Source organism: Rhodococcus sp. HM1 (assembly GCF_023218075.1).
Taxonomy (GTDB): domain Bacteria; phylum Actinomycetota; class Actinomycetes; order Mycobacteriales; family Mycobacteriaceae; genus Rhodococcus.
Genome location: NZ_JALPTB010000024.1, coordinates 38164 through 64868 on the forward strand (window position 1 = coordinate 38164; position 26705 = coordinate 64868).

Annotated in this window: 24 protein-coding genes; 11 read left to right on the forward strand and 13 right to left on the reverse strand. The window is 69.6% G+C overall.

The window, feature by feature from the left end:
• Position 1: 1 nt before the first annotated feature.
• From M1M07_RS14410 to M1M07_RS14450, 9 genes are all read right to left on the reverse strand, one after another.
• Positions 2-1159: an FAD-binding oxidoreductase gene (locus M1M07_RS14410; RefSeq protein ID WP_248674727.1), complete on the reverse strand. Its 1158-nt coding sequence runs from the start codon at positions 1157-1159 to the stop codon at positions 2-4.
• A 263-nt stretch (positions 1160-1422) separates the two neighbouring features.
• Positions 1423-1794, reverse strand: a complete 372-nt coding sequence (locus M1M07_RS14415) for a hypothetical protein (protein ID WP_248674701.1) — start codon at positions 1792-1794, stop codon at positions 1423-1425.
• Positions 1795-1968: 174 nt separating this feature from the next.
• Complete coding sequence (locus M1M07_RS14420) at positions 1969-2631, reverse strand: ABC transporter permease (RefSeq protein WP_248674702.1); 663 nt, start codon at positions 2629-2631, stop codon at positions 1969-1971.
• Between the two features lie 65 nt (positions 2632-2696).
• Positions 2697-3377: an ABC transporter permease gene (locus tag M1M07_RS14425; RefSeq protein ID WP_248674703.1), complete on the reverse strand. Its 681-nt coding sequence runs from the start codon at positions 3375-3377 to the stop codon at positions 2697-2699.
• The gene (locus M1M07_RS14430; protein ID WP_248674704.1) at positions 3374-4465 is read right to left on the reverse strand and encodes an ABC transporter ATP-binding protein; all 1092 of its coding nucleotides are present in this window, start codon (positions 4463-4465) and stop codon (positions 3374-3376) included. Before M1M07_RS14430 ends, M1M07_RS14425 begins: the two co-directional genes overlap by 4 nt.
• Positions 4466-4474: 9 nt before the next feature.
• Complete coding sequence (locus tag M1M07_RS14435) at positions 4475-5383, reverse strand: ABC transporter substrate-binding protein (RefSeq protein WP_248674705.1); 909 nt, start codon at positions 5381-5383, stop codon at positions 4475-4477.
• A gap of 68 nt (positions 5384-5451) precedes the next feature.
• Complete coding sequence (locus tag M1M07_RS14440) at positions 5452-5949, reverse strand: cysteine dioxygenase family protein (RefSeq protein ID WP_248674706.1); 498 nt, start codon at positions 5947-5949, stop codon at positions 5452-5454.
• 194 nt (positions 5950-6143) lie between these two features.
• Positions 6144-7040 (reverse strand): amidohydrolase family protein, encoded by an 897-nt coding sequence (locus M1M07_RS14445; RefSeq protein ID WP_231610717.1) that lies wholly within the window; start codon positions 7038-7040, stop codon positions 6144-6146.
• Between the two features lie 72 nt (positions 7041-7112).
• Positions 7113-9218, reverse strand: coding sequence for an ATP-binding protein (locus M1M07_RS14450; protein ID WP_197252712.1), 2106 nt, complete (start codon positions 9216-9218; stop codon positions 7113-7115).
• Between the two features lie 251 nt (positions 9219-9469).
• Between M1M07_RS14450 and M1M07_RS14455 the strand changes: the two genes are divergently transcribed.
• The 4 genes from M1M07_RS14455 (at position 9470) to pucL (ending at position 12311) form a co-directional block, all read left to right on the forward strand.
• Positions 9470-10396, forward strand: coding sequence for a LysR family transcriptional regulator (locus M1M07_RS14455; protein WP_248674707.1), 927 nt, complete (start codon positions 9470-9472; stop codon positions 10394-10396).
• A 140-nt stretch (positions 10397-10536) separates the two neighbouring features.
• Positions 10537-11079: a 2-oxo-4-hydroxy-4-carboxy-5-ureidoimidazoline decarboxylase gene (uraD, locus tag M1M07_RS14460; protein ID WP_248674708.1), complete on the forward strand. Its 543-nt coding sequence runs from the start codon at positions 10537-10539 to the stop codon at positions 11077-11079.
• On the forward strand, positions 11076-11399 hold the full coding sequence (gene uraH / locus M1M07_RS14465) for a hydroxyisourate hydrolase (protein WP_248674709.1): 324 nt from the start codon (positions 11076-11078) through the stop codon (positions 11397-11399). The genes uraD and uraH overlap by 4 nt, the downstream gene beginning before the upstream one ends.
• 3 nt (positions 11400-11402) lie before the next feature.
• Positions 11403-12311, forward strand: coding sequence for a factor-independent urate hydroxylase (gene pucL, locus M1M07_RS14470; RefSeq protein ID WP_248674710.1), 909 nt, complete (start codon positions 11403-11405; stop codon positions 12309-12311).
• Positions 12312-12332: 21 nt separating this feature from the next.
• On the opposite strand, the gene M1M07_RS14475 is transcribed toward pucL, so the two are convergent.
• Positions 12333-13826: a PucR family transcriptional regulator gene (locus tag M1M07_RS14475; protein ID WP_248674711.1), complete on the reverse strand. Its 1494-nt coding sequence runs from the start codon at positions 13824-13826 to the stop codon at positions 12333-12335.
• A 164-nt stretch (positions 13827-13990) separates the two neighbouring features.
• Between M1M07_RS14475 and M1M07_RS14480 the strand changes: the two genes are divergently transcribed.
• Genes M1M07_RS14480 through M1M07_RS14490 form a run of 3 tightly spaced genes read left to right on the forward strand, consistent with a single transcriptional unit; the run spans position 13991 to position 18878 of the window.
• Positions 13991-15364: an 8-oxoguanine deaminase gene (locus M1M07_RS14480; RefSeq protein WP_248674712.1), complete on the forward strand. Its 1374-nt coding sequence runs from the start codon at positions 13991-13993 to the stop codon at positions 15362-15364.
• Positions 15365-15369: 5 nt separating this feature from the next.
• Complete coding sequence (locus tag M1M07_RS14485) at positions 15370-16179, forward strand: xanthine dehydrogenase family protein subunit M (protein ID WP_248674728.1); 810 nt, start codon at positions 15370-15372, stop codon at positions 16177-16179.
• Positions 16176-18878, forward strand: a complete 2703-nt coding sequence (locus M1M07_RS14490; protein WP_248674713.1) for a molybdopterin-dependent oxidoreductase — start codon at positions 16176-16178, stop codon at positions 18876-18878. Before M1M07_RS14485 ends, M1M07_RS14490 begins: the two co-directional genes overlap by 4 nt.
• 53 nt (positions 18879-18931) lie before the next feature.
• Here M1M07_RS14490 and M1M07_RS14495 read toward each other — a convergent pair whose 3' ends face one another.
• Together M1M07_RS14495 and M1M07_RS14500 are read right to left on the reverse strand one after the other, a co-directional pair.
• Positions 18932-19744: an ABC transporter ATP-binding protein gene (locus tag M1M07_RS14495; RefSeq protein ID WP_248674714.1), complete on the reverse strand. Its 813-nt coding sequence runs from the start codon at positions 19742-19744 to the stop codon at positions 18932-18934.
• Positions 19745-19965: 221 nt separating this feature from the next.
• Positions 19966-20925 carry an isopenicillin N synthase family oxygenase gene (locus M1M07_RS14500; protein WP_248674715.1) on the reverse strand — a complete coding sequence of 320 codons (960 nt, stop codon included), beginning with the start codon at positions 20923-20925 and terminating at the stop codon, positions 19966-19968.
• Positions 20926-21187: 262 nt separating this feature from the next.
• Here M1M07_RS14500 and M1M07_RS14505 point away from each other — a divergent pair, with 262 nt between their 5' ends.
• From M1M07_RS14505 to M1M07_RS14520, 4 genes are read left to right on the forward strand one after another with little or no spacing between them, the layout of a single operon-like run.
• The gene (locus M1M07_RS14505) at positions 21188-22756 is read left to right on the forward strand and encodes an ABC transporter ATP-binding protein (protein ID WP_248674716.1); all 1569 of its coding nucleotides are present in this window, start codon (positions 21188-21190) and stop codon (positions 22754-22756) included.
• On the forward strand, positions 22753-23835 hold the full coding sequence (locus M1M07_RS14510) for an ABC transporter permease (protein ID WP_248674717.1): 1083 nt from the start codon (positions 22753-22755) through the stop codon (positions 23833-23835). The genes M1M07_RS14505 and M1M07_RS14510 overlap by 4 nt, the downstream gene beginning before the upstream one ends.
• Positions 23832-24794, forward strand: a complete 963-nt coding sequence (locus M1M07_RS14515) for an ABC transporter permease (protein WP_197252722.1) — start codon at positions 23832-23834, stop codon at positions 24792-24794. The genes M1M07_RS14510 and M1M07_RS14515 overlap by 4 nt, the downstream gene beginning before the upstream one ends.
• Positions 24795-24851: 57 nt before the next feature.
• Positions 24852-25874 carry a BMP family protein gene (locus M1M07_RS14520; RefSeq protein ID WP_248674718.1) on the forward strand — a complete coding sequence of 341 codons (1023 nt, stop codon included), beginning with the start codon at positions 24852-24854 and terminating at the stop codon, positions 25872-25874.
• A 72-nt stretch (positions 25875-25946) separates the two neighbouring features.
• Here the strand turns inward: M1M07_RS14520 and M1M07_RS14525 are convergent, their stop codons facing one another.
• Entirely contained in the window at positions 25947-26705 is a 759-nt protein-coding gene (locus M1M07_RS14525) for an SRPBCC family protein (protein ID WP_197252723.1), read from the reverse strand.

The following is a 26705-nucleotide window of genomic DNA, read 5'->3' on the forward strand; positions in this document are numbered from 1 at the left end:
GTCAGGGCTGCGGGTCGTGGTGGATGCGCGCGACCGGCACGCCCGCGGCGCGCAGGCGGAACGTGGTGGCCCGCACCATCGACGGTGATCCGCAGATCTGCACGTCGTGGTCGGTCCACGTGCCGTGCTCCGCGACGACCTGCCCCACGACGCCCTCGCGCACAGCAGTGCCGGGGCCGGACGAACCGGTGTGCCAGAGCGGGGTCTCCGTGTTCTCGACGACCGGGACCACCGTGAGCCACGGGGAGATCCGGGCCAGGGACTCGAGCGTCGGCAGGTCGTAGAGGTCGTAGGGGAAACGCCCGGAGTAGAACACGTGCGTGGGCAGGTTGTCGGTCCGTTGCGCCATCGCCATGAGTTGCGCGCGGATCGGTGCGATACCGGTGCCGGACGCGATCATCAGGCGGGGGCGGCCCGCGCGGTCGCCGTCGTCGCGAGCGCCGAGGGAGCCCAGGGGTGAACCGAGCACCCACGTTTCCCCGACCTGGGTGTGCCGGACGATGGACGGGCTGACCCAGCCGCCGGACACGCGCCGGACGTGGAACTCGATCAGCCCCGTACGGTCGGCCGGTATCGCCGGGGACAGGTACCGCCACATACGCAGCCGCCCCGGCACCTGGACACTGACGTACTGCCCGGCGGCGTAATCCATGGGTTTGTCGAGCTGCAATCGGATCACGGCGATGTCGTCGGTGACCAGGCGATGCTCGATGACGGTGCCGACCCACGCGGCCGGTCCCTCGTCGGCCTCGGCCGCCTCCGACATCGCGGTGGTAATGAGATCGAGTGCAGTACACCATGATTCGGCGAGATCCCGCGTCCAGTTCTCGCCGTTCGCCTGTTCGACCGCAAGTGCGAGTGCCTCGGTGAGACAGGCGAATCGGGAGGGGTCGAGACCGTGCTTGCGGTGCTCGCGCCCGAGCTGCCGGACGAGCGGCAGGACCGATTCCGGCCGGTCCAGCCCGTCGACGATGTGTGCCAGGCCGCGCACGATCCGATCACGCTGGCCGGCCATCGTCGCGGGAAAGAACTCGCGTGTCTCGGGATGGCGCGCGAAGAGGATCGAGTAGAACGAGTTGGACAGGGCGTGTGTCCGGTCGGGGCTGTCGGTCAGCGACTCGAAGTTGGTCCGGATCAGCGAGCACTGCCTCGAATCCACTGCGTTCGTCACCTCCGTCGCGTGTCCTCTCCCGATCGGTACGGGGGGGACGACCGGGATTCGACTCTAGGCGTCACGCGTGATGCGGCGACGACCTCCGGCTTTCGGAAACGGCTCGGCTGCAACCTGTTCCAGGACCATGGATACAGGTCCGAGGTCCCGGGCCGATGGGGCCTCCCGGCCATCGTTCGACGTCGGCGCCACCGACGTCGACGCCTCCCGATCGTGACGAACGTCTCGCGCGTGGTCCGCGCCGCGGCGGGTCACGCGGCGGCCACCGAACACCAGTCGACGGTGACCGACCGCGCGCCGGAAAAACACAGCAGGCACCGCAACGGCCCGTCGCAGCACAGCTGCCGGTCCAGTTCGCGCTGCTCGGCGGCCTCGTCGAGGTCGCCGGTGCCGACGAGGATCTCCGCGGGCAGTCCGCTGCGCCCACCTTCCAGCAGCAGGCGTTCCTCGCCGACCGCGCGGACCGGCACGTCCTCGCCGCCCTCCACGTCCCCGACCATCAGGGCCACGTAGTCGTGATCCTCTTCGGCGTCGTGGTACGCGACCAGACGTCCCCGCACCGTCTCCGTGACCACCCGCCGGTCCATCGTCAGCCCCGACTGCGACGCGGGGTCCGTGACCACCGCCGTCAGTGTCCGCGGAAGCATCACCCGTCGCGATGTCCAACTGAAGTACGTCCCGCGCCCGGTGTTCATGGCGCTCGCCTCCCGTGTCGAACCATCAGGTGTCGAACCATCAGGTGTCGAACCATCTCTTCGAACACCAGTGTGAACCGGGGGTACGACACGTTTGCCGGCTCAGCGCAGGCCCGGGGACACCAGCAGCCGCCGCAGCCCCGCGAAGATCGCAAGTACCACGAGCGAGCACACCGCGGCCAGCGCCGCCCCACCCACGACGAGCGTGTAGTCGTTGCGGGCGAGCCCGTCGACGATCGGGCGGCCCACCCCGCCGAAGCTGACGGCCGCGGCGATGGTCGCGGTCGCGACGATCTGCACCGCCGCGGTCCGCGTTCCCACCAGGATCAGCGGCAGTGCGACGGGCAGCTGCGCCCCGAACAGCACCTGCCGTCGCGTCATCCCCATCCCGCGCGCGGCGTCGGTGAGGGCGGGATCGACACCGCGGATCCCCTCGTACGTGTTGAGCAGGATCGGCGGGATCGCGAGCGCGAGCAGCGGGATCAGCACCGGCACCAGACCGATCCCGGACAGCACGACGAGCAGCACGAGCAGACCGTAGGTGGGCAGGGCGCGCGCCGAGTTCGCGATCAGCGTGACCACGGCACCGCCCCGGCCGGTGTGTCCCGTCCACAGGCCGAGGGGGAACGCGATCCCGAACGCGAGACCCAGCGCGAGCAGCGTGTACCCGAAGTGCTCGCGCAGCCGGGTCGGGATGCCGCCCGGTCCGGTCCAGTTCGCGGACGTGCCGAAGTACTCGCCCAGGTAGTGCAGCAGTGTGTTCATGGCGCACCGCTCCGTGTATTCATGGCGCACCGCTCCGTGTGTTCATGGCGCACCGCTCCGTGTGTTCATCGGGCACTCCTGCGCGTCCGCCCCCGTGTCCGTGTTCGCCCCTGTGTCCGTGTTCGCCGCAGCCACGGCGTCGCGAGCCACTGCACCCCCAGCAGCGCGGCGTCCACGACGAGCGCCATGACCACGGTGACCACGATGCCGGTGATCGCCAGACCCAGCCGGTCGAGCTGGACCGCGGCCGTGAACAGCGACCCGAACGCCCCCATCCCGATGAGCGCGCCGACGCTGACCATGCTGATGTTCGCGACCGTCGCGACCCGCAGGCCCGCCAGCACCGTGGGCAACGCGATCGGCAGATCCACCGTCAGCAGCCGGCGGGTCTCCGAGTAGCCCATCGCGGTGGCCGACTGGCGCACGCTCTCGGGCACCGCCCGCAGACCGTCGACCACGTTGGGGATCAGCACGGCGAGCGTGTAGACGGCGAGGGGGATCACCACGGTCGTGCGGCTGATCCCGGTGAACGCGATGAGCAGCACGAAGAACGCAAGGGACGGAATCGAATACAGCACGCTCGCGCCCGCCAGCACCGGGGGATACCACCGCGGACGGCGCACACACAGCAACCCCAGCGGCAGCGCGACGACCAGCCCCAGCAGCGACGCCCCCAGCGCCATCGCCAGGTGGTCGACGAGCAGTTCCGTGAAACTGCCCAGATAGGACGGTATTCCGAGGTTCACGCGTCGGTCCGTTCGGTGACGTCGACGGAGCGGGCGGCATGGTGCGCGCGGATCGTCGCGGCCAGTTCCTCCTGGCTGATCACCCCGAGCACTCGGCCGTCCGAATCGACGGCCACGGCGTGCCCGGAGGGGGAGAGCACCGCCGCGTCCAGCGCGACCCGCACCGAATCCCGGCCGGGGACGAATCCGCGGCTCGCGGGGACCGGTCCACCGGTGGCGTCGCGCCAGCCGACCGGACGCCGATCGTCGTCGACGACCAGCAGCCACTGTTCGCCGCCGGGGATGCGGTCGTCTCCGGCGGTGACGACCGGGTCGGTGCGCAGCGGCAGGTCGTCGGACGGGAAGAACGACAGCAGCCGGACGCCGCGGTCCGTGCCGAGGAAGTCGGCGACGAAGTCGTCGGCCGGTGCGGTCAGCAGATCCTCCGGCGGTCCGTAGTGCGCGAGGGTCCCGCCCGGCCGCATCACCGCGACCCGGTCGCCGAGGGTGATCGCCTCGTCGATGTCGTGGGTTACGAGCACGATCGTCTTGGCGAGTACCGACTGCAGGCGCAACAGTTCCTGCTGAAGTTCCTTGCGCACCACCGGGTCGACGGCCGAGAACGGCTCGTCCATCAGCAGCACCGGGGGATCGGCGGCGAGCGCACGGGCCACGCCGACGCGCTGCTGCTGGCCGCCGGACAGCTGGGCCGGATAGCGCCGCGCGAACTCGGCTCCGAGCCCGACCCGTTCGAGCACCTCGAGGGCGGTCGCCCGGGCCTGCCTGCGGGTCGCCCCGAGCAGCCGCGGCACCGTCGCCACGTTGTCGACGACGGTGCGGTGCGGGAACAGGCCGGCGTGCTGGATGACGTATCCGATGCCGCGCCGCAGCGTCTGCGGGTCCTGTTCGCGAACGTCCTTGCCGTCGAGCAGCACCCGCCCGGCGGTCGGATCGACCATCCGGTTGATCATGCGCAGCGACGTCGTCTTCCCGCAGCCGGACGGTCCGACGAGGACCGTGAGGGTGCCGGTCGGCACCTCCAGGCTCAGTCCGTCGACCGCGACCGTGCCGTCCGGATAGCGCTTCTCGACGTTGTCGAACGTGATCACCGTCGTGTCCTACCCGATGCCGGCGGACTGCAACCATTCCGCGGCAACCACGTCGATGTCGCCGCCCTCGGTCACGACCTGCCCGACCAGGACGATCAGATCCTCGGTGCTCAACTGCGCGGACACCTTGTTCAGGGTCTCGACGGCCTCGTCGGACAGGTCGGCGCGGTGCACGAGCGGAGTGACGTTCTGTGCTCCGAAGAGGGTCTGCGGATCATCGAGCGCGACAAACGGTTTCGTCGACAGCGACGGATCCGTGGTGTAGATGTTCGCGGCCTGGACGGTGCCGTCCTCGAGCGCGGCGATCGTGATCGGCCCGCCGGTGTCGGTGGGGACGAACTGCCGGAACTCGACGCCGTACACGTCCTTCAGCCCGACCAGACCCTGCTGCCGCGTCTCGAATTCCGGGGCCGCGCCGATCGCGAGTTCGCCGGCGACCGGCGCCAGATCGGCGATGCTCTCCAGGTTGTAGCGGTCCGCCGTCTCCCGCGTGACGACCACCGCGTCCTTGTTTTCGGCGCTCGCCGAGTCCAGGATCTCCACGCCGTCCGGAAGGGACTCGCGCAGTGCGGCATTCACGTCGTCGGTGGTGGTCGCGGTGCTGTCCGGGTTCACGCGGGCGAGCAGCGCACCGTTGTACTCGGGCAGCACGGTGATGCCGCCGGAAACGACCTGGTCGTAGTAGATCTCGCGGCTTCCGATGTTGAACCGGCGTGTGACGTCGGCGCCGGTGCTCTCGAGGGCCTGCGCGTAGATCTCGGCGAGCAGGACGTTCTCGGGGAAGTTGGCGGATCCGACGACGACGCTGCCGTTCCCGTCTCCGGATGCCAGCGGATCGTCGGTGTCCCCGCCGGAACACGCGGTGAGGACCACGGCTGCGGCGGCCACGGCGGCGAACGTACGCACGAGACTCTTCATCGAGGGATCTCCAATGCAGTCGGCGACCGACCGACTCTAACCCGACACCCCGACTCGTGCCGGATTTGTCACCAATCGGCCCCGGCGCGTTCGGAACTCGTCAGACGCAGGATCCCGTCCTCGATCCGGTAGCGGTGCATGCTGCTCAGGGCCGGGGCATAGACGTGCACGGACACGGCGGGACGGTCGCCGGCGTTGACGATCTCGTGGACGTGATGTCTGTCGAACTCGCGGGCCTGTCCCGCGTCGTACTCCGCGGTGGACAGGGTCGGCTCCAACCCTTCGAGCAGGCCGTCGCGTGGATTTTCGACGACGATCTCGCGCAGCGAGCCGTCCGCGACCGCGAACACCCCGGCGCTACCGCCGTGGTCGTGGACGCCGGTTCGTTGCCCGGGCAGCCAGCTGAGCAACCACACCTCGTACTCGTCGGTGAACGTGAGCCGCGTGTACCAGCGTTCCTGCGCGTCGTACCGGACGATCGGCAGCCACCGGTCCGGGTCGTCGGCGATGGAGCGGGCGACGGCGGCGAGATCGACGGACGTACGGGAGAGAACGGAGGCGGGCATCGTGGTTCCTCGAAGAACTGCGGGCGCGTTCGCACCCGAAAGACAGGCAGGGTTGCTGGGTCAGTCGTGACAACAACAGCAACAACAGCCACAGGAACCACCGGCGACGTGGACGAGGTCCACATGATGCCCGCGGAGTCGCGGGGTCGCCGAAGGATGCATGCCGACCATGTCATCTGTGATCGTTCGCTTTGTCAAGGGTTTTGTGTGAGGGATCTCGGCCACAGCAGCCTCGCAGGATTGTCGATCCGCAGCCGCCGGTCCCCGGCGCCGACGCTCAGCGGCGGCGCGTAGGGGCGGTCCGAGCCGAGCACGATCCGGTCGGCACCGAGCTGCGCGGCCACCGCGTCGACGGTCCCGGACCCGTACGACGACGTCTCCACGAACACGCCGGTCCCGGGGTGTCCGTCCGGCCCGCCACGCGCGGCGATCCGGTCGGTGTGCAACGGCGCGAGCCCGGCGAGCATCGCGAACACCACCCGCAGCCGCGGATACCGGGGCGCGCCGTACTCGTGCCACGCGAACCAGGCCGCGTGCATCTGCCCGACGTACCCGACGATCGCAGCCCACCACGCAGGCCCGCCCGGGGCCACCGGACCCGGGTGCACGAACAGCGGCTTGTCCTGCCGTTCGAGTTCGGCCAGCAGCGGGCCGCACCGGTCGTACCCGGCCTCGTCGGCGATCGCATTCGCGGGAAGTTGCAGACCCACACACCCGGCGCCGAGGACGTCACGCAGCGTCGTCGGGTCGGGGTCGTCGAGTCCGGCTGCCGCCCACGCCCCGAACGGGCGGGGCAGCGCCAGCACCCCTTCGTGATAGGCGTCGAGCAGCGGGCGGGCCTGATCCGCGCGCAGCGACTCGATACCGAGCGGACTCGACAACGACACGAGCGCAAGATCGATTCCGTCGGCTGCGGCGAGTTCGGCACGCGCCGAGACGGAATGGTCGCCGGGCTGCACCCGGTAGGGCGGCTCCCCGATGGTGTGCAGGGTCCAGCCGTCGAGCCGCGGCGCGGCCTCACGGGCCCGCAGGGCGGCCAGGAACGGTTCCGGCCACACGTGCTGGTGGACATCGATCCGCGGGGCGCTCATGGTTCCACGGTCGCAGACGTGTCAACGAGACGGTGTCACCGAGGCCTGCGAGGCAGTGTCACCGAGGCAGTGTCACCGCGGCGGTGTCCACGGCTGGGTGTCGGGACCTTGCGCCTGCCACGGCTCCGCCGGCCACTGGTCGGACGGAGCGCGGTACTGCGCACCGGTTGCCGCACCGACGGTCTGCCACTGCTGCGTGGTCGCCGACGAATCCACGTCCGGCTCCTGCATCACCCCCTGGTAAGGCTCGACAGCACCGGCGTAGGACTCGGGGTCGTAGCCCTCGCCCGGCAGCCTCCGCGGCTCGACGTGATAGGGGTCGACGAAATGGCTTGTGCCGCTGAGGATCTTCGTCGGCAGGTACACGCTGGCCGTGATGCCACCGTTCGTTGCCGAATCGAAGGTCGGGCGCAGCCGGACGGTGATGCCGTGGCGCTCGGCGAGCCGGCCCACCACGAACAGACCCATGCGCCGGGTCGCGCCGGTGGCGTGCTCACTGCTGGAGGCGAGTCGTGCGTTGATCTCCGCGAGGTCGTCCGGCGGAATCCCGATGCCCTGGTCGGCGATCTCGAGCAGCATCCCGCCGTCGACGGCGCCGGAGAACGCGAACCTGACCGTGCTGTTCGGCGGGGAGGCGCGCAGCGCGTTGTCGAGCAGCTCGGCGACGAGATGGACGACGTCGGCGACGGCGCTGCCGACGAGATTCCCGGCCGGCACCGACCCGATGTGCACGCGCTCGTAGTTCTCGACCTGGGAGGCGGCGCCGCGCAGCACATCGCCGAGCGGGGTGTCGGGCATGCGCCCGAGACGCTGCCGGGTTCCGGCGAGCACGAGCAGGGAATCACCCGTGCGCCGCATGCGTGCGGCGAGGTGGTCCAGGGTGAACAGGCTGTGCAACCGATTCGGGTCCTTCTCCTCGAACTCGAGAGACTCGATCAGCGAAAGCTGTTGTTCGACGAGCGTCTTGTTGCGGCGAGCGAGAGTTTCGAGCATCTCGTTGACCTGCCGCCGCAGCTGCGCCTGCTCGCCGGCGAGGCGCAGGGCCTCGGACTTCATGGAGTCGACGGCGCGGGCCACCTGACCGACCTCTTCGCGGGTGTGCACCCCGACGGGCGGCAGGTCGACGGTCTCGATATCGGCTCCGTCGCGGATGCCGGCGATCGCTTCGGGGAGATCGTGTTCGGCAGCGCGGAGCGTGTCGTCGCGCAGACGCCGCAGCGGCCGGACCAGTGAGATCGACATGGCGATGGCGAGGACGACAGCGAGGACGAGCACCGTCCCGACGGCGATGCCGTCACGCCACGATTCGGTGCGGGTGCTCGACGCGAGCTCGTCGAGCGTGGTGACGATCTTCTGGGCGGAGGAGTCGACGAACTCGTTGTACGACATCAGTGCACCGAACAGGGAGTTGCGCAGCGCGCCGACATCGGCGGTCTCGTCGTCGAGGTTCGCGGTGAGTGCACGCCGGTTCTCGACCTCGGCGATCAGCGCGTCGACGGGTGCGCGGTCGGGAACCGTGTCGGCGAGCACCCGCAGCTGGGCGAGCTCCGTGCCCATCGCGTTGTTCCACATGAGCAGCGCCGAGCCGGGTTCGTCGCGCATCGACGAGAACGCCACGACCTGATCGAGCAGCACCCACTGGATCGTCCAGCTGTCGAGGAGGATGTCGCCTTCGGTCAGCACCGTGGGGTTCGCCGACGAGTTGATGATCGTGCGGTACGCGTGGGTCATTCGGGAGACGAATTCACGGACGCGTTCACTCGCCTCGAGCGGAGCCATCTGCCGCGACATTGCGCTGCCCAGCAGCTGTTTACCGTCTTCGAGGACCCGCGCCAGCGGTGCCGCGATCGCGGGATCGAGGTCGCCGCTGCGCAGCAACTCGATGATCGCGTCGTCGGCCTCGTCGGCGATCTGTGCGCCGTTCTCCGGTGGCAGGCCCAGGATCGTCGCGGCCCCGGCACCCGCGATGGCGGTGCCGTACTCGGTCAGGGCGGGGAGGACGGCCACCTGCTCGGACTGCGTCGAGTAGTGCGAGGACTCCTCCACCAGCCGGTTGACGCGGGACGCGCCGAACAGGCTTGCCGCGATCACCGGCAGGCACAGCACCACCGTGACTTTGCGCCACAGGCGCCAGTTCTGCGGTGAATAGGACGGGAACGGTCGCGATGCGCGGCTCATGGAAGGACCGTTCCTTTCGAGCTTCTGGCACCGCCGAGCCGGCCGAATCGGCGGTATACACGAAAATGGCGATGTCGAAACAGTTTTCGGGGGGATTCAGGCTGTCAGAGTAAGAACGGTGCAGGCCGTGCACAAGGTCGCGGGCACATTCGAATAGCACCTATATCGCTGGGCGTATGAGTACGAGTGGGGTCGGACCGAGCGCGGGTTAGGATCCGGTGGAATTTCACAGTGGGGCGTGCGGGGGAGGCATGGTGGATTTGCGGCGGGTCGATCTCAATTTGCTCGTTGTACTCGACGCGTTGCTCGCCGAGTGCAACGTGACCCGGGCCGCGCAGCGACTGCACATGTCCCAACCGGCCACGAGCACCGCCTTGGCGCGGCTGCGCAAGCAACTCGAAGACCCGATCCTCGTGAAGGACGGTCGCTCCCTGCGCCCGACGCCGCGCGCGCTGGCGTTGGTCGAGCCGCTGCGCAGCGTGCTGGCCACCGTCGAACGCTCGATTCTCAGCCCCCCGGACTTCGACCCGGCCCGGGACTCGCGGGTGTTCACCGTGCTGGCAGGGGATTACGCCGAAGTCGCGTTGCTCCGCGTCCTTATGAAGTCGGACCGGTACCGCACGACCGCGGTGCAGTTCGACCTGCGGCCGGTCACCGGGCGGAGCCTCGCCGCGTTCCACCGGCACGACGTGGATCTGGCCATCCTGCCCGACCATCTGCTCGAACAACCGCAGTTCGACCGTTGCGGCCGCGCGCTCGTGCTCACCGACCGGTTCGTCGGTGCGGTGTGGACCGCGCATCCGCACCGGGGAACCGAGCTCACCCCGGAGGTGCTGGCCCGGTACCCGCTGTTGTCGTATGCCGCCCACGACGGCAGCAGCCAGATCGACCGGTCGCTCGCGCGCGTCGGTGTATACGCCCGGGTCGGCGCGACCACCGCGAACGTCGCGGTGATGCCGTACGCCCTGGAGGAAACCCACCTGGTCACCCTGATCCCGGAGCGGTTGGCGTCCCGCCTCGTCGGCAGTGCGGACATCCGAATCCTCGAACCGACGTTTCCGCTGGCCCCGGTGCGGCAGTACGCGGTATGGCACGAGGTGCACGAGTCCGACCCCGCACACACCTGGCTGCGCGGGCAGATCATGGAGATGTCCGCTCGCGTGGCCCGTGTCGGCTGATCTCCCGAGCTCGATCGATCCTCGCGGTGTTGGTCGATCCTCCAAAGCCTGCCGTGCGCAGCCGGTGAACGTTGTCGCGATGTTCCCGGCGCCGCGAGCGCCGATCCGTCAAGGTGGAGACGGAACAGATCGGAGGAATCGTGGACTGTGCGACATTCGATGCGCTGCCCGAGGCCGACGCCGTCGCGCTGCTGCTGACCTGCTGCAGCAGTCCGGCGTGGGCACGCCGGGTGGCCGCCGCCCGTCCGTACGGCAATCGAGACGCTCTGTTGCGGAACGCAACTGAACAGGCGCTGGCGCTGAGCGACGACGAACTCGACGATGCCCTCGCCGGGCATCCGCGGATCGGGGAGCGCAGCGAAAGCGCGGCGTCGCAGCGGGAGCAGTCGTCGGTGGCGACCGCGGCCGACGGGGTGCGCGCGGCGCTCGCCGCCGGAAACCGGGCCTACGAGGAGAAGTTCGGGCACGTGTATCTCGTGCGGGCAGCGGGCCGTTCGGCCGATGAGCTGCTCGAGATCCTGAACCGGCGGCTCGGCAACGACGCGGCGATCGAACGCGGCGAAGTTCGTGCCGCGCTCGCCGACATCAACCGCCTCCGGCTGGAACTGCTGATCGACGATGCAGTCGCCGTCCCTGGCACCGACGGCGGAGTCGTCACTCAGGACACAGGAGATACCGAGTGAACACTGTGAGCACGCACATCCTCGACGCCACCTCCGGCGCCCCCGCAACCGGAGTGGCGGTGACCCTTTCGGCCGACGGCACCCCGCTCGCGTCCGGGGTCACCGACGCCGACGGCCGCATCGGATCGTTCGGCGACGGACCGCTCGAGCCCAGCACCTACACGCTGACGTTCGCCACCGGCGAGTACTTCGACGCGCGCGGTGTCGAGTCGTTCTATCCGGAGGTCGTCGTGACCTTCCGCATTCCGGACGGCGACAGGCACTTCCACGTGCCGCTGCTGCTGTCGCCGTACGCGTACTCCACCTACCGAGGGAGCTGACCCATGGACCCGCTCACCGGCCGGATCGTCCTCGGTTCCAATCGCTACGGCAAGGCCGAGAACCGGGTCGTGCGCATCTTTCGCGACACCGTCCGGCACAAGATCCGTGACCTGAACGTCACGTCGAGTCTGCGCGGCGACTTCGATGCGGCTCACGTGACGGGCGACCAGCACAACGTCCTGCCCACCGACAGTCAGAAGCAGACGATCTTCGCCTACGCCGCCACGCACTCGAACGGGTCCGTGGAGGACTACGGGCTGGCGCTGGCCCGGCACTTCGTCGACGACATCGGCCCGGTGTCCTCCGCGCGCATCGAGATCGAGAACTTCCCGTGGGAGCGGGTGGGCGATCATCCGCACACGTGGACCCGGAAGGGCTCGGAGGTACGCACCGCCGCGATCACCGTCACCGGTTCCGGCGACACCCGCCGGGAATGGGTCGTCGCGGGGCTGAAGGATCTGGTGGTCCTCAAGTCCACCGGTTCCGAGTTCGCCGGTTTCCTCGAAGATTCGTTCACGGTGCTCGAGCCCACCGACGACCGGGTTCTTGCGACCAGCCTCGTCGCGCGGTGGCGATACACGGACCTCGCAGTCGACTGGGATCGGACCTACGCGGGTGTGCGCGCGGTGATGCTCGACCGGTTCGCGAACCTGCAGTCGAAAGCCCTGCAGCAGACGCTGTTCGAGATGGGCCGCGCGGTGCTCGAGGCGTTCCCCTATCTCGCGGAGATCCGTCTGCAGGCACCGAACAAGCACCATTTCCTGTACGACCTCGACCGCTTCGGCATCGCGAACCGCGGCGAGGTGTTCCACGCCGACGACCGCCCCTACGGACTCATGCACGTGACCGTGCAGCGCGAGGACGCCCCCGACGCCGGCAGCGCCTGGGACGAGTACACCGGACGTGCGTGAATCCTCGGCCGGGACAGTCGGTCAGGCCAGAGCCCGCACCGCCAGGAACACGTCGAGACGGTCGCCGATATGCGCGAGGTTGCGGCCGGTGAGTGCCTCGACCCGCCCGATCCGGTAGCGCACGGTGTTGGGATGCAGGTGCAACCGATCGGCGGTGCGACGCCAGGAGCCGTCGCAGTCCAGGAACGCCTCCAGCGTCGTCATCAGGCCCGCCCGGGTCCGTCGGTCGTAGTCGAGGACCTGCCCCAGGGTGCGGTCGGCGAAGGCGCGGCGCACCCGGTCCGGCACCGCGGACAGCAGGCCCACCGCCGAATCCAGGTCCGCGGCGCGCACCGACACCGGACCCGTGTCCCCACGGGCGATGGCCGCCGCCGACTCGGCCGAGCGGATGCCGCCGTCGATCGACTCTCCGGCACACGTGCCGGAGACCCCCACCGCGATCCGGGTACCGGCCAGTACCGGTGCGAGACGCCCGAGCCGGCGCTGCAGCACGGCGACGACGTCGGATTCGGTGCCCGCCACCACCGCGACCGTGCGCCCGGCCGCGTCGATACCGGTCACGCACGACGGCAGCGCGTCGCTCACCACCGCGCGCAGGGCGACGTGCTGCTCGGGCGTCGCGGCAGGTGTCCGCTCGACGACGACCGCGACGAGCGGTGTGCCGGCCGGGTGGGCCGCACCCGCGGCGTCCGCGACGCCGCGCGCGTCGGCCGTGTCCCACGCCGCGCGCAGCCGGTCCTCGCGCCGCACCCGCTCGAGCGCGGCGACCGTGGCGAGTTCGGTGAACGCGTCGAGGCAGTCCTCGCTGCGGGCGGCGGCCGATCCGAGCACGAGGAACCAGGCGGTCGTGCGGTCGCGCAGCGCCGAGCCGACCGGCAGCACCGTGTATCCGTTCGGGATCTCGGCGGGGAAACGCGGCGCCGACAGCGCGACGTCGCAGCACGCGTCGATCACCGATTCCCCGAGCTCGTCGTTGCCGGCGACGAGCGTGCCGGTAGCACTGAACACCCATGCCGGAACGTCGAATTCGCGGCACACACGGGCGAGCAGCTCACCGAGCGCGTGACCGTCGGCGAACGCGGCGAGCAACCGACGCTGGCGGGCCAGGCCGGTCTGCAGCCGGTCCATGCGGGCGCTGGACCACTGCCGGGTGAGGTGCTCGAGGACGGTGCTGAACGGCACGTCGTCGGGCACCGCGAGCAGCGGCAGCCCGTGCCGGGCGCAGGCGTCGACGACATCCGCGGGCACCTCGCCGAGCAGGGCCTCGCCGGCGGCGACGGCCGCGACCCCGGCGCGCGCGAGGTGCGCGACGAACACCTCCGAGTCCTCCGGCGCGCGGCGCCACACCAGACCCGTGAACACCAGCGATCCGGCGCTGACGTAGCGCGTCGGGTCGGGCATGTCGGTGGTGCACGCGCGGTGCACCGGGCGGGCGAGCGCGGCCGCGTCGCCGTGCAGCAGCCGGATGCCGAGTCCGGGTGTGTCGAGGACGTCCTGCAGCAGCACGATCGTCACCCCTTCCGGGCGAGGTCCGGCGGGTCACCGCCGCCGGATCCACGGGTTTGGACGATCGCACAATAGGAAACCGCCGTTTCGATTCGGTTTCGTCGATGGTGCCCGGGATATTGCGACGAATCGGGAGTTCACTGGAACTGTTCACGAGGTGAGGAGCAGCGCCCATGGATCCGCAACAGCCGACGGCACCGATCGTGATCCGCGATGCCTACCTGGTCACGATGGATTCCGCCCGCACCGAGCACCCGCGCGGCTATGTCGTCGTGGAAGGCAACCGCATCACCCGGATCGGTGCGGGTGAACCGGCCGGATACGACCACGCCACGATCGTCGACGGCAGCGGATGCGTGCTGACGCCGGGGCTGATCAACACCCACCACCACCTGTACCAGTGGATCACCCGCGGGCTCGCCGTGGACCACACCCTGTTCGAATGGCTCACCACGCTCTATCCCGTGTGGGCGGGGATCGACGCCGACGCCGTGCACGTCGCCGCGAAGGGCGCGCTCGCGCATCTTGCGAAGACCGGGTGCACCACCAGCACCGACCACCACTACGTCGTGCCGCGCGAGGGCGGTGACGTGTTCGGGGCGGAGATCGCCGCGGCCGCCGAGGTGGGCATCCGGTTCCATCCGTGCCGCGGCTCGATGGACCTGGGCACCAGCGCCGGTGGGCTTCCGCCGGATCACATCGTCGAGGATCTCGATGCGATCCTCGAGGGCAGCCGGCGCGCGGTCGAGCAGTGGCACGATCCGTCGTTCGATTCGATGCTGAGGATCGCGCTGGCGCCGTGCTCTCCGTTCTCCGTCACCACCGAGCTGCTGCGGCAGTCCGCGGTGCTCGCCCGCGACCTCGGGGTGCGGCTGCACACGCACCTCGCCGAGACCCTCGACGAGCAGGACTTCTGCCTCGAGCGATTCGGATGCAATCCCGTGCAGTACATGGAGTCGCTCGGCTGGACCGGCCCGGACGTCTGGTACGCGCACGCGGTGCACCTCGACGACCGCGACATCGGGGTGCTCGCCGCGTCCGGCACCGGCGCCGCGCACTGCCCGACGTCGAACGGCCGGCTCGGCGCGGGCATCGCGCGCGCCGCCGACCTGTATGCCGCCGGGGTTCCGCTCGGCCTCGGGGTCGACGGGGCCGCGAGCAACGAATCGTGCTGCATGCTCGAGGAAGCCCACCACGCGGCCCTGTTCGCGCGGGCCCGCAGCGGTCCCCGCGCGATGACGGTGCGCCAGAGCCTCGAACTCGCCACGATCGGCGGTGCCCGGGTGCTGGGTCGCGAGGACGAGATCGGGTCCGTCGAGATCGGCAAGCTCGCCGATCTCGCGCTGTGGCGGATCGACACCCTCGCCCATTCCGGGATCACCGATCCGGTCGCGGCGATCGTGCTCGGCTCGCAGCCGCCTCTCGAACTGTTGCTCGTCAACGGCCGTGAGGTGGTGCGCCGCGACGAGGTCCTCACCGTGGACGAGGACACCGTCGCGTGTGAGGTTGCCGCCGCCCACCGGGCGCTCGTCGCGAAGGCGGGGTGAGTACCGTGGATCTGCACACCGTCACCGACTACCGGGTGGCCCGCGATCGCCACGATCTCGCGGCAGGACCGGCCACCGCCTACGTCGGCGGCGGCACGTGGTTGTTCTCCGAGCCGCAGCCGCACCTGAACCGGCTGGTGGACCTCACCGGACTGGAATGGCCGGCGCTCACCGTCACCGAGGACGGCCTCGAGATCGCCGCGACCTGCACGGTGGAACGGATCGCGAACCTGTCCGGATCCGAAACATGGCCTGCTGCACCACTGTTCCGGCAGTGCGCCTCCGCGCTGCTGGCGTCGTGGAAGATCTGGAAACGCGCGACCGTCGGCGGCAACCTGTGCCTGTCGTTCCCCGCGGGCGCGATGATCTCCCTCGTCTCCGCCCTGGACGGGACGGTGCTGATCTGGTCGGCGGACGGCTCCGATCGACGGATCCCGGTGGTGGACTTCGTGACCGGAATCGCCACCAATGTCCTCGGCGCCGGAGACGTGGTGCGAAGTATCCACATCCCTGCACCGATGTTGCAGGCGCGCACCGCGTTCCGGAAGATCGCATTGTCCCCGCTCGGTCGCTCGGGTGCGGTCGTGATCGGACGGCGGGACCCGGACGGGGCGGTCGCGCTGTCCGTGACCGCAGCCACCGACCGGCCGTACGTGCTGACCTTCGACTGGGCCCCGGATTCGCGCGAGCTGGAAGAAGCTCTGGCAGAGCGTATTCCCGATTCCGCCTACTACACCGATGCCCACGGGGCCGCGGACTGGCGGCGCGCGGTCACCGCCGTGCTCGCCGGGGAGATCTGTGAGGAGCTGTCGTGAAGTTCACCGTGAACGGCCGCGAGATCGACACCCCGGCACGGCCCGGGCAGTGCCTGCGCACCCTGCTGCGCGAGAACACCCACTTCGAGGTGAAGAAGGGATGCGACGCCGGCGACTGCGGCGCCTGTTCGGTCCTCGTCGACGGGGAAGCGGTGCACTCGTGCATCTACCCCGCACAGCGAATCGAAGGCCACGAGGTCACCACCGTCTCCGGGCTCGGCACCCCCGAGAACCTGCACCCGCTGCAGCGTCGGTTCGTCGACGCCGCGGGATTCCAGTGCGGGTTCTGCACCGCCGGAATGATCGTCACCGCCTCGACATTCACCGACGTCGACCTCGACGACCTGCCGAACCGGCTCAAGGGCAACCTGTGCCGGTGCACCGGGTACCGGTCCATCGACGATTCCCTGCGTGGCGTCACCAACGTCGAATATGCCGGGGCCGAGCCGTCGTTGGGGCGGTCGCAGGCCGCACCGGCCGGTCCGCGCGTGGTCACCGGAACCGAGCCGTACACGTTCGACACCGTCGTGGAAGGGGCCCTGCATATCGCGGTGCTCGGCAGCCCGCACGCGCACGCCCGCATCACGGCGATCGACACCTCGGCGGCCGAAGCGCTGCCGGGAGTGCACGCGGTGCTGTGCTACCGGGACGCCCCGGACATCGCGTATTCTACTGCCCGCCACGAGAACCGGGAGGAAGATCCCGACGACACCCTCCTGTTCGACCGGGTGCTGCGCTTCCACGGGCAGCGCGTCGCCGCGGTCGTCGCCGAGTCCCCGGCGATCGCGCAGGAGGGGTGCCGCCTGATCGAGGTCGAGTACGAGGTGCTGCCGTTCGTCCTCGACCCGGACGAGGCACGGTCACCCGGGGCGCCGCTGTTGCACGCCGGCAAGGGATCCGAGTCGCGCATCGGCGATCCGTCCCGCAACATCATCGGCGAGGTGCACGGCGGGGTCGGCGACATCGACGCCGGAATCGCCGCGGCTACCGCCGTCGTGCGTGGCCGGTGGCAGACCCAGCGCGTGCAGCACACGCACCTCGAAACCCACGGGGCCATCGGCTGGATCGACGACGACGGACGCCTGGTGATCCGCAGTTCCACGCAGGTGCCGTTCCTCGTCCGCGACGAACTGTGCCACGTGTTCGGGCTCGAGTGCGACCGGGTGCGGGTGTTCACGGCGCGGCTCGGCGGCGGGTTCGGCGGGAAGCAGGAGATGCTGGTCGAGGACGTCGTCGCCGCGGCCGTGCTGCGGACCGGACGTCCGGTGCAGTGGGAGTTCACCCGCAGCGACCAGTTGACGGTCGCACCGTGCCGGCATCCGATGCGGGTCGACGTCACCGTCGCCGCGGACGCCGACGGGATCCTCACCACGCTGGCGATCGACGTGCTCAACGACGGTGGCGCGTACGGAAACCATTCGGCGAGCGTCATGTTCCACGGATGCGGCGAATCGATCGAGGTGTACCGCTGCCCGAACAAGCGCGTCGACGCCCAGTCGGTGTACACGAACAACCGGCCGTCCGGGGCGTTCCGCGGCTACGGCCTCGGGCAGGTGATCTTCGCCGTCGAATCCGCGATGGACGAGCTGGCTTTGGAACTCGGGATCGACCCCTTCGAGCTGCGTCGGCGCAACGTGGTGGTGCCGGGCGACGATCTGATCGGAGCGCACCCGGAGGGCGCGGACCTGGTGTTCGGCAGTTACGGGCTGGACCAGTGTCTCGACGTCGTGCAGGAGGCCCTGTCGCGGGGCAACGATGTGGTGGCGCCGGTGGGGGAGCAGTGGCGGATCGGCGAGGGCATGGCGCTGTCGATGATCGCGTCCAACCCGCCCGGCGGCCACTACGCCGACACGTCGATCGAATTGCAGCCCGACGGAACGTATCTCGCCCGGGTCGGCACCGCCGAGTTCGGGAACGGCACCACCACGGTGCACACCCAGATCGCCGCGACCGAACTGGGCACCAGCCCCGACCGGATCCAGGTCCGGCAATCCGACACCGACGTCACCACCCACGACACCGGTGCCTACGGATCCTCCGGCACGGTGGTCGCGGCCAAGGCCCTGCTGGCGGCGGCGCGGGAACTGCACGGCCGCATCCGCAAACTCGCCGCCGAACTGACCGGCACCGACGCCGACGCGGTCGTCCTCGAACCGGACGGTGCCCGGGCCGGGGATGTGCTGGTCACCCCCGCGGAACTGCTCGAGGCGGCCGGTGAGCCGCTGCGCGCCGAGGGCAACCACGGCGGTCTGCCACGGTCGCTGTCGTTCAACGTGCACGGCTTCCGGGTCGCGGTGGACGTGCGGACCGGTGAGGTCCGGATTCTGCAGTCGGTGCAGGCCGCCGACGCCGGCACGGTCGTCAACCCCGAACAGTGCCGTGGCCAGGTGGAAGGCGGCGTCGCACAGGCCATCGGCACGGCCCTCTACGAGGAACTGATCACCGACAACCTCGGCCGGGTGACGACGAATGTGCTGCGCAACTACCACATTCCGCAGTACGCGGACGTGCCGCGCACGGAGGTGCACTTCGTCGAAACGTTCGACACCATCGGTCCGATGGGCGCGAAGTCGATGAGCGAGGCACCGTACAACCCCGTCGCGCCCGCACTGGCGAACGCGGTGCGTCGCGCGATCGGGGTGCGGCCGTACGAACTGCCGATCTCCCGCGACCGGGTCTGGAGGGCGCTCGGGCGCTGACGCGCCCGTGTGCCTTTGTGGCGGCTGGGACCGCCACAAAGGCACACCGGCCGCTAGGCCGCCTCTGCCCCCTGGAACAGCAGCGCGGACAGCATGTCGACGTAGGCGTGGAATTCCGGGCTGCGCATCGTCTCTGCGGCGCGGGGACGCGGCAGGTCGATCGGGACGACATCGAGCACCCGGCCCGGCCGTGCGCTCATCACCGCGACCGCGTCCGACAGCAGCACGGCCTCGGCGATACCGTGCGTGACCATCAGGGTGGTCGCGGGCTTCTCGGTCCAGATCCGCTGCAGCTCGAGGTTGAGGCGCTGGCGCGTCATGTCGTCGAGCGCACCGAAGGGTTCGTCGAGCAGCAGCACCGACGGGCGTAGCACCAGCGCTCGCGCAATCGAAACACGCTGCCGCATACCGCCCGACAGTTGCGCGGGTTTCGATTTCTCGAAGCCGCGCAGTCCCACGAGTTCGATGAGTTCGCGCACCAACTCGGGTTCGGCGGGAAGTCCGGCTACCTGCCGGGGCAGGGCGATGTTCGCCTCGACGGTCCGCCAGGGCAGCAGTGCCGAATCCTGGAAGGCCACACCGAGTTGGTGGGCGTTGCGGAGTTCCTCGGGGCTCATGCCGTTGACGAGCACCGTGCCGGCGTCCGGGTGGTCGAGGCCCGCGAGGATCCGCAGCACCGTCGACTTACCGCAACCGGACGGCCCCAGGAGGGAGAGGAACTGTCCCTCGGAGGTGCGCAGATCCACGTTGTCGAGCGCCGTGACCGTGGCGCGGCCGGACTTGAACCGGCGCGACAGGCCGGTGATGTCGAGGCCGGTGCCGAGGGGCCGCAGACCGTCGGCAGCGGGTGAAGAGGTAGCAGTCACGATGGCGCAACTCCGATCCGTGGGCGATTCCGGGACGACCGGAAGCGGACACGGCCGGGACGACGGCGCGGGTCCGGGACCGGTGCGAATTCTCACCGTGCCGCTCGCGCCGGGCCCTGTCAAGCCGGTGGTCCGCGTTACGCATCCTTAACCGACCGGCAAACAGATTGTTCGAAGATATCCGTAACATGTTGCGTCGTAATGCTATCCAAGACGACGGATCACGCCGCGCCGGACCGCGCCTTCAGGTAGGCGTGCGTCGCGTCGAAGCGGGACAGCATGTACTCACCGGCGGTGATCGATGGGTACAGCGGCTCGGCTCCCGGCTCCACACACGTCGGTATCGCCTCGACGAGCGCGTGGAAATCGGGTGCCACGAAGAACGGCAGCGAGTACCGGTCGCGTCCGACCGGAGCCAGGACACGGTGGCGGGTGGAAACATAGCGGTGGTTCGTCCACCGCGCGATCATGTCGCCCAGATTGACGACGAGAGCGTCCGGCGGAGTCGTCACGTCGATCCAGCCGCCGCGCGCCGCGACCTGAAGTCCACCGACGTCGTCCTGCGCCAGCAGCGTCAGCGAGCCGTAGTCGGTGTGGGCGCCCGCGCCCGGGGCTGTCTCGTTCGCGGGGACCGGTGGGTAGTGCAGCATCCGCAGGGTCACAAGGGGATCCCGGAACATCGGTGCGAACCAATCCGCGTCGAGTCCGAGCGCGAGCGCGAGGCCTCGCATCAGGTGTGCATTGATGTCCAAACACGCCGCCGCGTAGGCGTCGGCCACCTCCCGGAACCCGGGCATCAGTGCCGCCGGCCACTGGGTCGCGCCGTGCAGTGGGGTCCCGGCGATCACGTCGGGGTGGTCCGGGCCGCGGTCGGTGGGGATGTCGAGCGCCTCCTTGGTGTCGGCACCGACGGCGTCGTCGAGAGTTTCGGCTCTCGCGGGCACATATCCGCTGTGGCAGTCGGACTTCGCGATGGCGATCTCCATCTTCGTCTCCGTGGGAAGGGAGAAGAATCGCTTCGCCTGGTCCATGGTCGCGGCCCGCAGCGCGGGATCCAGACCGTGCCCGGTGATGGTGAAGAAGCCGAGATCGGTGCATGCGGCGTCGAGCGCGGCGGCGACCGCTCCAGGATCGGTGCCGTCGCGCAGCGGTCGTAGGTCGATGACGGGGAGTGTCTCCATGGGGCCTCCGCAGATGGACGGATGGTGGTCGTTCCCAGTTAATTCCGGTGATGATGCCGTCCCGTCTCGGAGCCGTGAGATCGGCGTTACGTGCGCTTCGCGCCCGTGTGCCGTTGTGGCGGTCAGGGCCGCCACAACGGCACACCGGGGGCGCAGCCCCACCCTGAAACACAAACGTCACGGATCGGACATTCCCGATCAATCAACCACCGGCATCGTCTGCCGACAACGAACAACGACTGCGCGGAAGGTCGTACACCGCATGATGACTGCCCAAGCTCTGCGCCGCACGGCATCGAAGGCAGAGGCCGTGTCCGACGCGGACCCCGCTGCACCGGGCGTCGTGATGCGCAACATCCGGCGCGCGTTCGACGACAACGTGGTCCTGCGCGACGTCTCGTTGCACGTGCGCCTGGGCGAGGTCCACGCGTTGCTCGGCGAGAACGGCGCCGGCAAATCCACTCTTATGCGGATTCTCACCGGACTGCTGCCTGCCGACGAGGGCACCGTCACGCTCGACGGTGTGGAACTCACCGCGGGGAACCGGAATCGGATCGCGATGGTGCACCAGCATTTCATGCTCGTGCCCAACATGACCGTCGCGGAGAACTTCCTGCTCGGCCGGTCCCGCGGCATCGTCGGACGCAACCGTCTCCGCGCGATGTCACGCGAAATCGAATCGCTCGCAGAGGAAACCGGCCTGCAGTGCGATCCCCGGGCGCGCATCGACTCGCTGTCGGTCGGCGAGCAGCAGCGCGTCGAGATCCTGCGGGCCCTGCACCAGGGCGCGCACTATCTGCTTCTCGACGAACCCACCGCGAACCTCGCTCCCCCCGAAGTTGACGCCCTTCTGTCCCGGATCCGCGACCTCGCAGCCGATCTGAACGTCGGCATCGTGCTGATCACCCACCACCTCGAGGAAGTGCTCGAGGCCTGCGACAGGGTCAGCGTCCTGCGGGGCGGCCGTCTGGTCGCCGAGAAGGCGGTCGCCGACGTCACCACCGCCGAACTGGCCCGCCACATGGTGGGCCGTGAGGTCGGGCTGGGCGTGCGACGGGCGGCCACCTCGCCGCCCGGCGCCACGGCACTCGAACTCGCCGGCGTGTCCGTGCCGGGGCAGCTGCACGACGTGGATCTCGCCGTGAAGGCAGGGGAACTCGTCGCGGTCGCCGGTGTGGAGGGCAACGGCCAAGCGACGCTCGAGGACGTCGTGTCCGGGCTCGCCCCGGCCACCGCCGGGGTCGTCCGGATCGGAGGTGAGGTCGTCGAGCGGCTCACCCCCGGTACGGTCCGCGCCGCAGGGGTCGGGATCGTCCCGTCCGACCGCTACACCCGCGGTCTCGCCAAGGCACTCGGGATCGACGTGAACCTGTCCGTCGACTCGTCCGCTCGCCCTCCGGTCGCTCGGCGCTGGGGAACACTGTCGCGCAGAGCGATCCGCGACCGCGCCGTCCGGATCATCGAGGCGCTGTCCGTCAAGGCCGCGAGCCCGTCCATCCCGGCGGGCACCCTCTCCGGCGGGCACGCGCAGCGCGTGGTGCTGGGCCGCGTGCTCGACGGTAAGCCGGACGTCCTGCTCGTCGCTCAGCCCACCCGAGGGCTCGACGTGGGGGCAACCGAATTCGTCTGGGCCACACTGGAACAACACCGCAGTCGCGGAGCGGCGATCATGCTGATCTCCTCGGACCTCGACGAGATCTGCAGTCTCGCCGACCGGGTCGTCGTCCTCTACCGCGGCCGGATCGTCGCCGAGTTCGCCGAAGGCCCGTTCGACCGCGAGGCCATCGGCTCCGCGATGGGCGGTCGGCAGATCCAGGAGAACGCCGCGTGAGCGCGGGCACGCTCACTGCCCCGCCCGCCCCACCGGCACCGTCGGACGGCTCCGGCACGTCCCGGGTACGAGCCGCCGCGACCGCGGCCGCGGTGCCGCTGCTCGCCGTGATGGTCGGCCTGGCGGTCGGCGCGGTGCTGATCGTCCTGGCCGGCGGTTCACCTCTCGAGGCCTATGGCACCATGCTCGACGCCGCGCTCGGCGGGGACACCCAGCTCGGGCGGCTGCTGACCGGCATGACCCCGCTCGTGCTCATGGGACTCGGTTATGCCGTCGCCTACCGCACCGGTTTCGTCACCATCGGGGCGCAGGGCCACTACGACGTCGGTGCGATCACCGCCACCGCGGTGGTGCTCGGCCTGCCGCTCGGGAGCAGCTGGGTGGCGATCCCGGTCGTCGCGGTCACGTCCGCGGCGGCAGGTGCGCTCGTCGGCGCGGTCGCGGGGGTGCTGAAGGCCCGGCTCGGCGTCAACGAGATCATCTCCTCGCTCATGCTCAACTACCTGGTCTTCTACGGCCTGGCGTGGGCGGTGCGCAAACCGCTGGCGAACCCCAACGGTTTCACCCCCGAGTCGGAACGGATCCCGGAGTGGGCGCAGCTGGCGACCTTCCCCGGGACCAAGATTCACCTCGGTGTGCTCGTCGCCGTGCTCGCCGTCCCCGCGGTGTGGTGGCTGATGCGTTCCACCCGTTTCGGTTTCGCGTCGCAGGTGGTGGGGGAGAGCCCGACCGTGGCCGCCGCCAACGGTATCGATGTGGCCCGCACGGTGATCACCGCATCGTTGATCAGCGGCGCCCTCGGCGGAATTGCGGGCGCAATCATGTTGCTCGGCAGCGAGTTCCGTCTCTCCCTGGCGATCTCGTCGGGAATCGGCTTCACCGCGATCGTCGTCGCGCTGCTCGGCCGGCGCAACCCCTTCGGGATCGTCCTCGCTGCGGCGCTGGTGTCCGGGCTGACACTCGGCGGACAGGCGGTGCAGCGGACGCAGGAGATCCCGGCGTCCATCGGGACGGTGGTACAGGCGGTGATGATCCTGACCGTGCTGGTGGCGAATCGAATTGTGGAGCGTGCCCGATGAACTGGTCCGATGTCCTGGGCGCCGGTGCCATCGTGCCGTTGCTCACCGCGGCGCTGCGCCTGGCGATGCCGATCATTGTCGCGGCGGCCGGCGCGTGCCTCGCCGAACGCTCCGGGGTGCTGAACCTGGGCATCGAGGGGCAGATGATGATGGGCGCGGTCGCCGCGTTCATCACGACCTACTACAGCGGCAGCCCGCTGCTCGGTGCCGCGGTCGGGGCGACCGCCGGCCTGGCCGTCGCCGCGGTCGTGGGCGCCGCCACCATCACGCTGGGCATCGACCAGATCATCACCGGCATCTCGGTGGTGATTCTCGGGACCGGTCTCGCATCGTTCCTGTACCTGCAGACATTCGGGATCAGCGGCACGCCGCCGCGCACGCAGGGCACCGCGCCGGTCGAGATCCCCGTCCTGTCGGACATCCCGCTGCTCGGGCCGGTGCTGTTCTCGCAGTCCCCCCTCGTCTACCTGTCGATCGCGATCGTCGTCGCCCTCTGGTGGGTGCTGGGGCGCACCGCATTCGGCCTGTCGGTGCGCGCATCCGGGGAGAATCCGAACGCCGCGGACTCGGTCGGGGTCTCCGTGCCTGGCACACGATGGGCCGCACTGCTCGTGTCCGGAGCCACCGCCGGTCTGGCCGGTGCGCTGGTCGTCGACGGCCTCGGCTTCTTCCAGGACGGCATCACCGGTGGTCGAGGCTGGGTCGCGCTCGGGGTGGTGATCCTGGCCCGATGGAACCCGCTGGGCGCCATGGCCGGCGGTTTCATGTTCGGTCTCGTCGACGCGTTCCAGCTCCGCGTCCAGTCCGCGTCGGGCGGGCAGGCCACGGTCGTGCCCTACGAGCTGTTCCAGGCCTTACCGTACGCGGTCACCCTGATCGCGGTCGTCGTCACCACCGTGTGGTTCCGCCGAACCAATGCCCCCTCTGCGCTGGGAAGCCCCTTCGTTCCCGCGAAATGACAGCCCCCGCGAAATGGCAGTACACGTAACGGGTTTCCCCGTGGTTAGGAGAGTTCTGTGAAGAAGTTGGGTACCGCCGTCGCGGCCGCGGCCGCCGTGGTCGTCACCGTCGCCGGATGTTCGAGTTCGGATTCGGGCGGCGACGCCTCCGGCGACGGCGCGATCAAGGTTGCCGTCATCACCTCCGGCCCGGTCAACGACCTGGGCTGGAACCAGGGCATGGTGGAAGGCGCACAGAAACTCGACGACGAAGGGCTCATCGATCTGACTGTGGTACAGCAGGATTCGGGTGCGACTTCCGATCAGATCGCCCAGATCGCGACCGATCTCGCCGAGGACGGCAACCAGCTCATCGTCGGCCACTCCTTCAACTACGGCGAACCGATCAAGAACATCCTCGCCGACTACCCCGATGTGCTGTTCGCCTACGCCGGTGGGTTCGGTGACATCACCGAGAACATGGCCGACTACAGCCAGCCGTTCTACGAGGCCTCGTTCCTGACCGGCATCCTCGCCGGATCGCTGACCGAGACCGGAATCCTCTCCGGTACAGCGGGATTCGAGATTCCCGTGTGCAAGGCGCAGATCGAGTCGTTCGCGGACGGCGCGAAGCTCACCTACAAGGGTCCGGGTGAGATCACCCTGAAGCCGGCCTACATCGGCGGGTGGTCCGACGCGGCCGCGCAGACGCTCGAGGCCGTCAACGCCCTCGTCGACCAGGGTGCCGACCAGTTCACCAGCTGCGGTGTCGACGCCGCCACGGTCGAGGGCGCCGAGCAGCGCGGCGTCCAGGTCGTCGGATACGCCATGGACCAGACGCCCCTCGCGCCCGACAACGTCGTCTCGTCGATCGTGTGGAACCTCGACGAGGTGCTGCGCACCATGGTCGCCGACGTCGAGGCCGGCAACGTGAATCCGGCCAGGTACTACGACGTGAGCTTCGCGGAGGGTGGTGTCGACGTCGTGATCAACCCGGCGTTCGCCGACAAGATCTCGCCCGAGGCGATGGCGCTGTTCGAGGAGTACCGGGAGAAGATCATGTCCGGTGAGTACGTCGTCGAATACAAGGGCGGGGACTGACCCGACGGTGATCGTCGAGGTATGAACGAACCGGCGCTCCGGCCGCCACCGGGCAGGTGGCGGCCGGACGCGTCAGTCGCGGGAGCCGAGCAGGCGCCGCAGCACCAGGAGGACGATCACCAGCAGCGCGGCCGCGCCCACGGCGGGTCCGATGCGTTTGATCGCCGAGCCCCGCGCGTACTGCATGAGGTCGAGCGGTTCGGCCTCGGCAACCGGCGCCACCGGAGCCTGGGCAGCCGCGGGTGCGGGTGCGGCGGCCTCGGGCGTCGCCACCGGTGCCGCGGCCTCGGAAGCGGCGGCCTCGGCGGTAGCGGCCGCGGCGGCGGTGCTCCCCGGCACAGCTGCCTCGGGTGCGGCGGCCTCGGTTGCAGGAGCCGGCTCCTCGGCGGCCGGGCCGAGCTTCTTGGACAGGCACTCTGCGAACTGCTCGATGATCTTGCCGCCGACGTCGGAGATCATGCCGCGCCCGAACTGGGCCGGCTTACCGGTGATGGACAGATCCGTGTTCACGGTGCCGTCGGTGTTCTCGCCGTTCTCGGTGAGGGTGATGGTGATGGTCGCGTCCACCGTGCCGTTGCCGCGGGAGTCCTTGGCCTTGGCCAGCAGCACCACCTTTCGCGCGGCCTCGTCCTTCTCCACGAACTCGCCGGTGCCCTTGTAGGTCAGGGCGACGGGCCCGATCTTCACCTTCACGGTGCCGGTGAAGGTGTCACCGTCGACGCCGGTGAGGGTCGCGCCCGGCATGCACGGCGCGACCTTCTCCGGATCGAGCACCGCCGACCACACCTCGTCGATCGGTGCGGGCACGGACAGTTGATGTTCCAGTTGCAT

Coding starts and splice junctions, on each gene's coding strand:
- M1M07_RS14420 (WP_248674702.1), bottom strand. CDS start 2,631: ATGAACACACTGCTGCACTACCTGGGCGAGTACTTCGGCACGTCCGCG.
- M1M07_RS14435 (WP_248674705.1), bottom strand. CDS start 5,383: ATGAAGAGTCTCGTGCGTACGTTCGCCGCCGTGGCCGCCGCAGCCGTG.
- M1M07_RS14440 (WP_248674706.1), bottom strand. CDS start 5,949: ATGCCCGCCTCCGTTCTCTCCCGTACGTCCGTCGATCTCGCCGCCGTC.
- M1M07_RS14445 (WP_231610717.1), bottom strand. CDS start 7,040: ATGAGCGCCCCGCGGATCGATGTCCACCAGCACGTGTGGCCGGAACCG.
- M1M07_RS14450 (WP_197252712.1), bottom strand. CDS start 9,218: ATGAGCCGCGCATCGCGACCGTTCCCGTCCTATTCACCGCAGAACTGG.
- M1M07_RS14455 (WP_248674707.1), top strand. CDS start 9,470: ATGGTGGATTTGCGGCGGGTCGATCTCAATTTGCTCGTTGTACTCGAC.
- pucL (WP_248674710.1), top strand. CDS start 11,403: ATGGACCCGCTCACCGGCCGGATCGTCCTCGGTTCCAATCGCTACGGC.
- M1M07_RS14480 (WP_248674712.1), top strand. CDS start 13,991: ATGGATCCGCAACAGCCGACGGCACCGATCGTGATCCGCGATGCCTAC.
- M1M07_RS14500 (WP_248674715.1), bottom strand. CDS start 20,925: ATGGAGACACTCCCCGTCATCGACCTACGACCGCTGCGCGACGGCACC.
- M1M07_RS14505 (WP_248674716.1), top strand. CDS start 21,188: ATGATGACTGCCCAAGCTCTGCGCCGCACGGCATCGAAGGCAGAGGCC.
- M1M07_RS14515 (WP_197252722.1), top strand. CDS start 23,832: ATGAACTGGTCCGATGTCCTGGGCGCCGGTGCCATCGTGCCGTTGCTC.
- M1M07_RS14525 (WP_197252723.1), bottom strand. CDS start 26,705: ATGCAACTGGAACATCAACTGTCCGTGCCCGCACCGATCGACGAGGTG.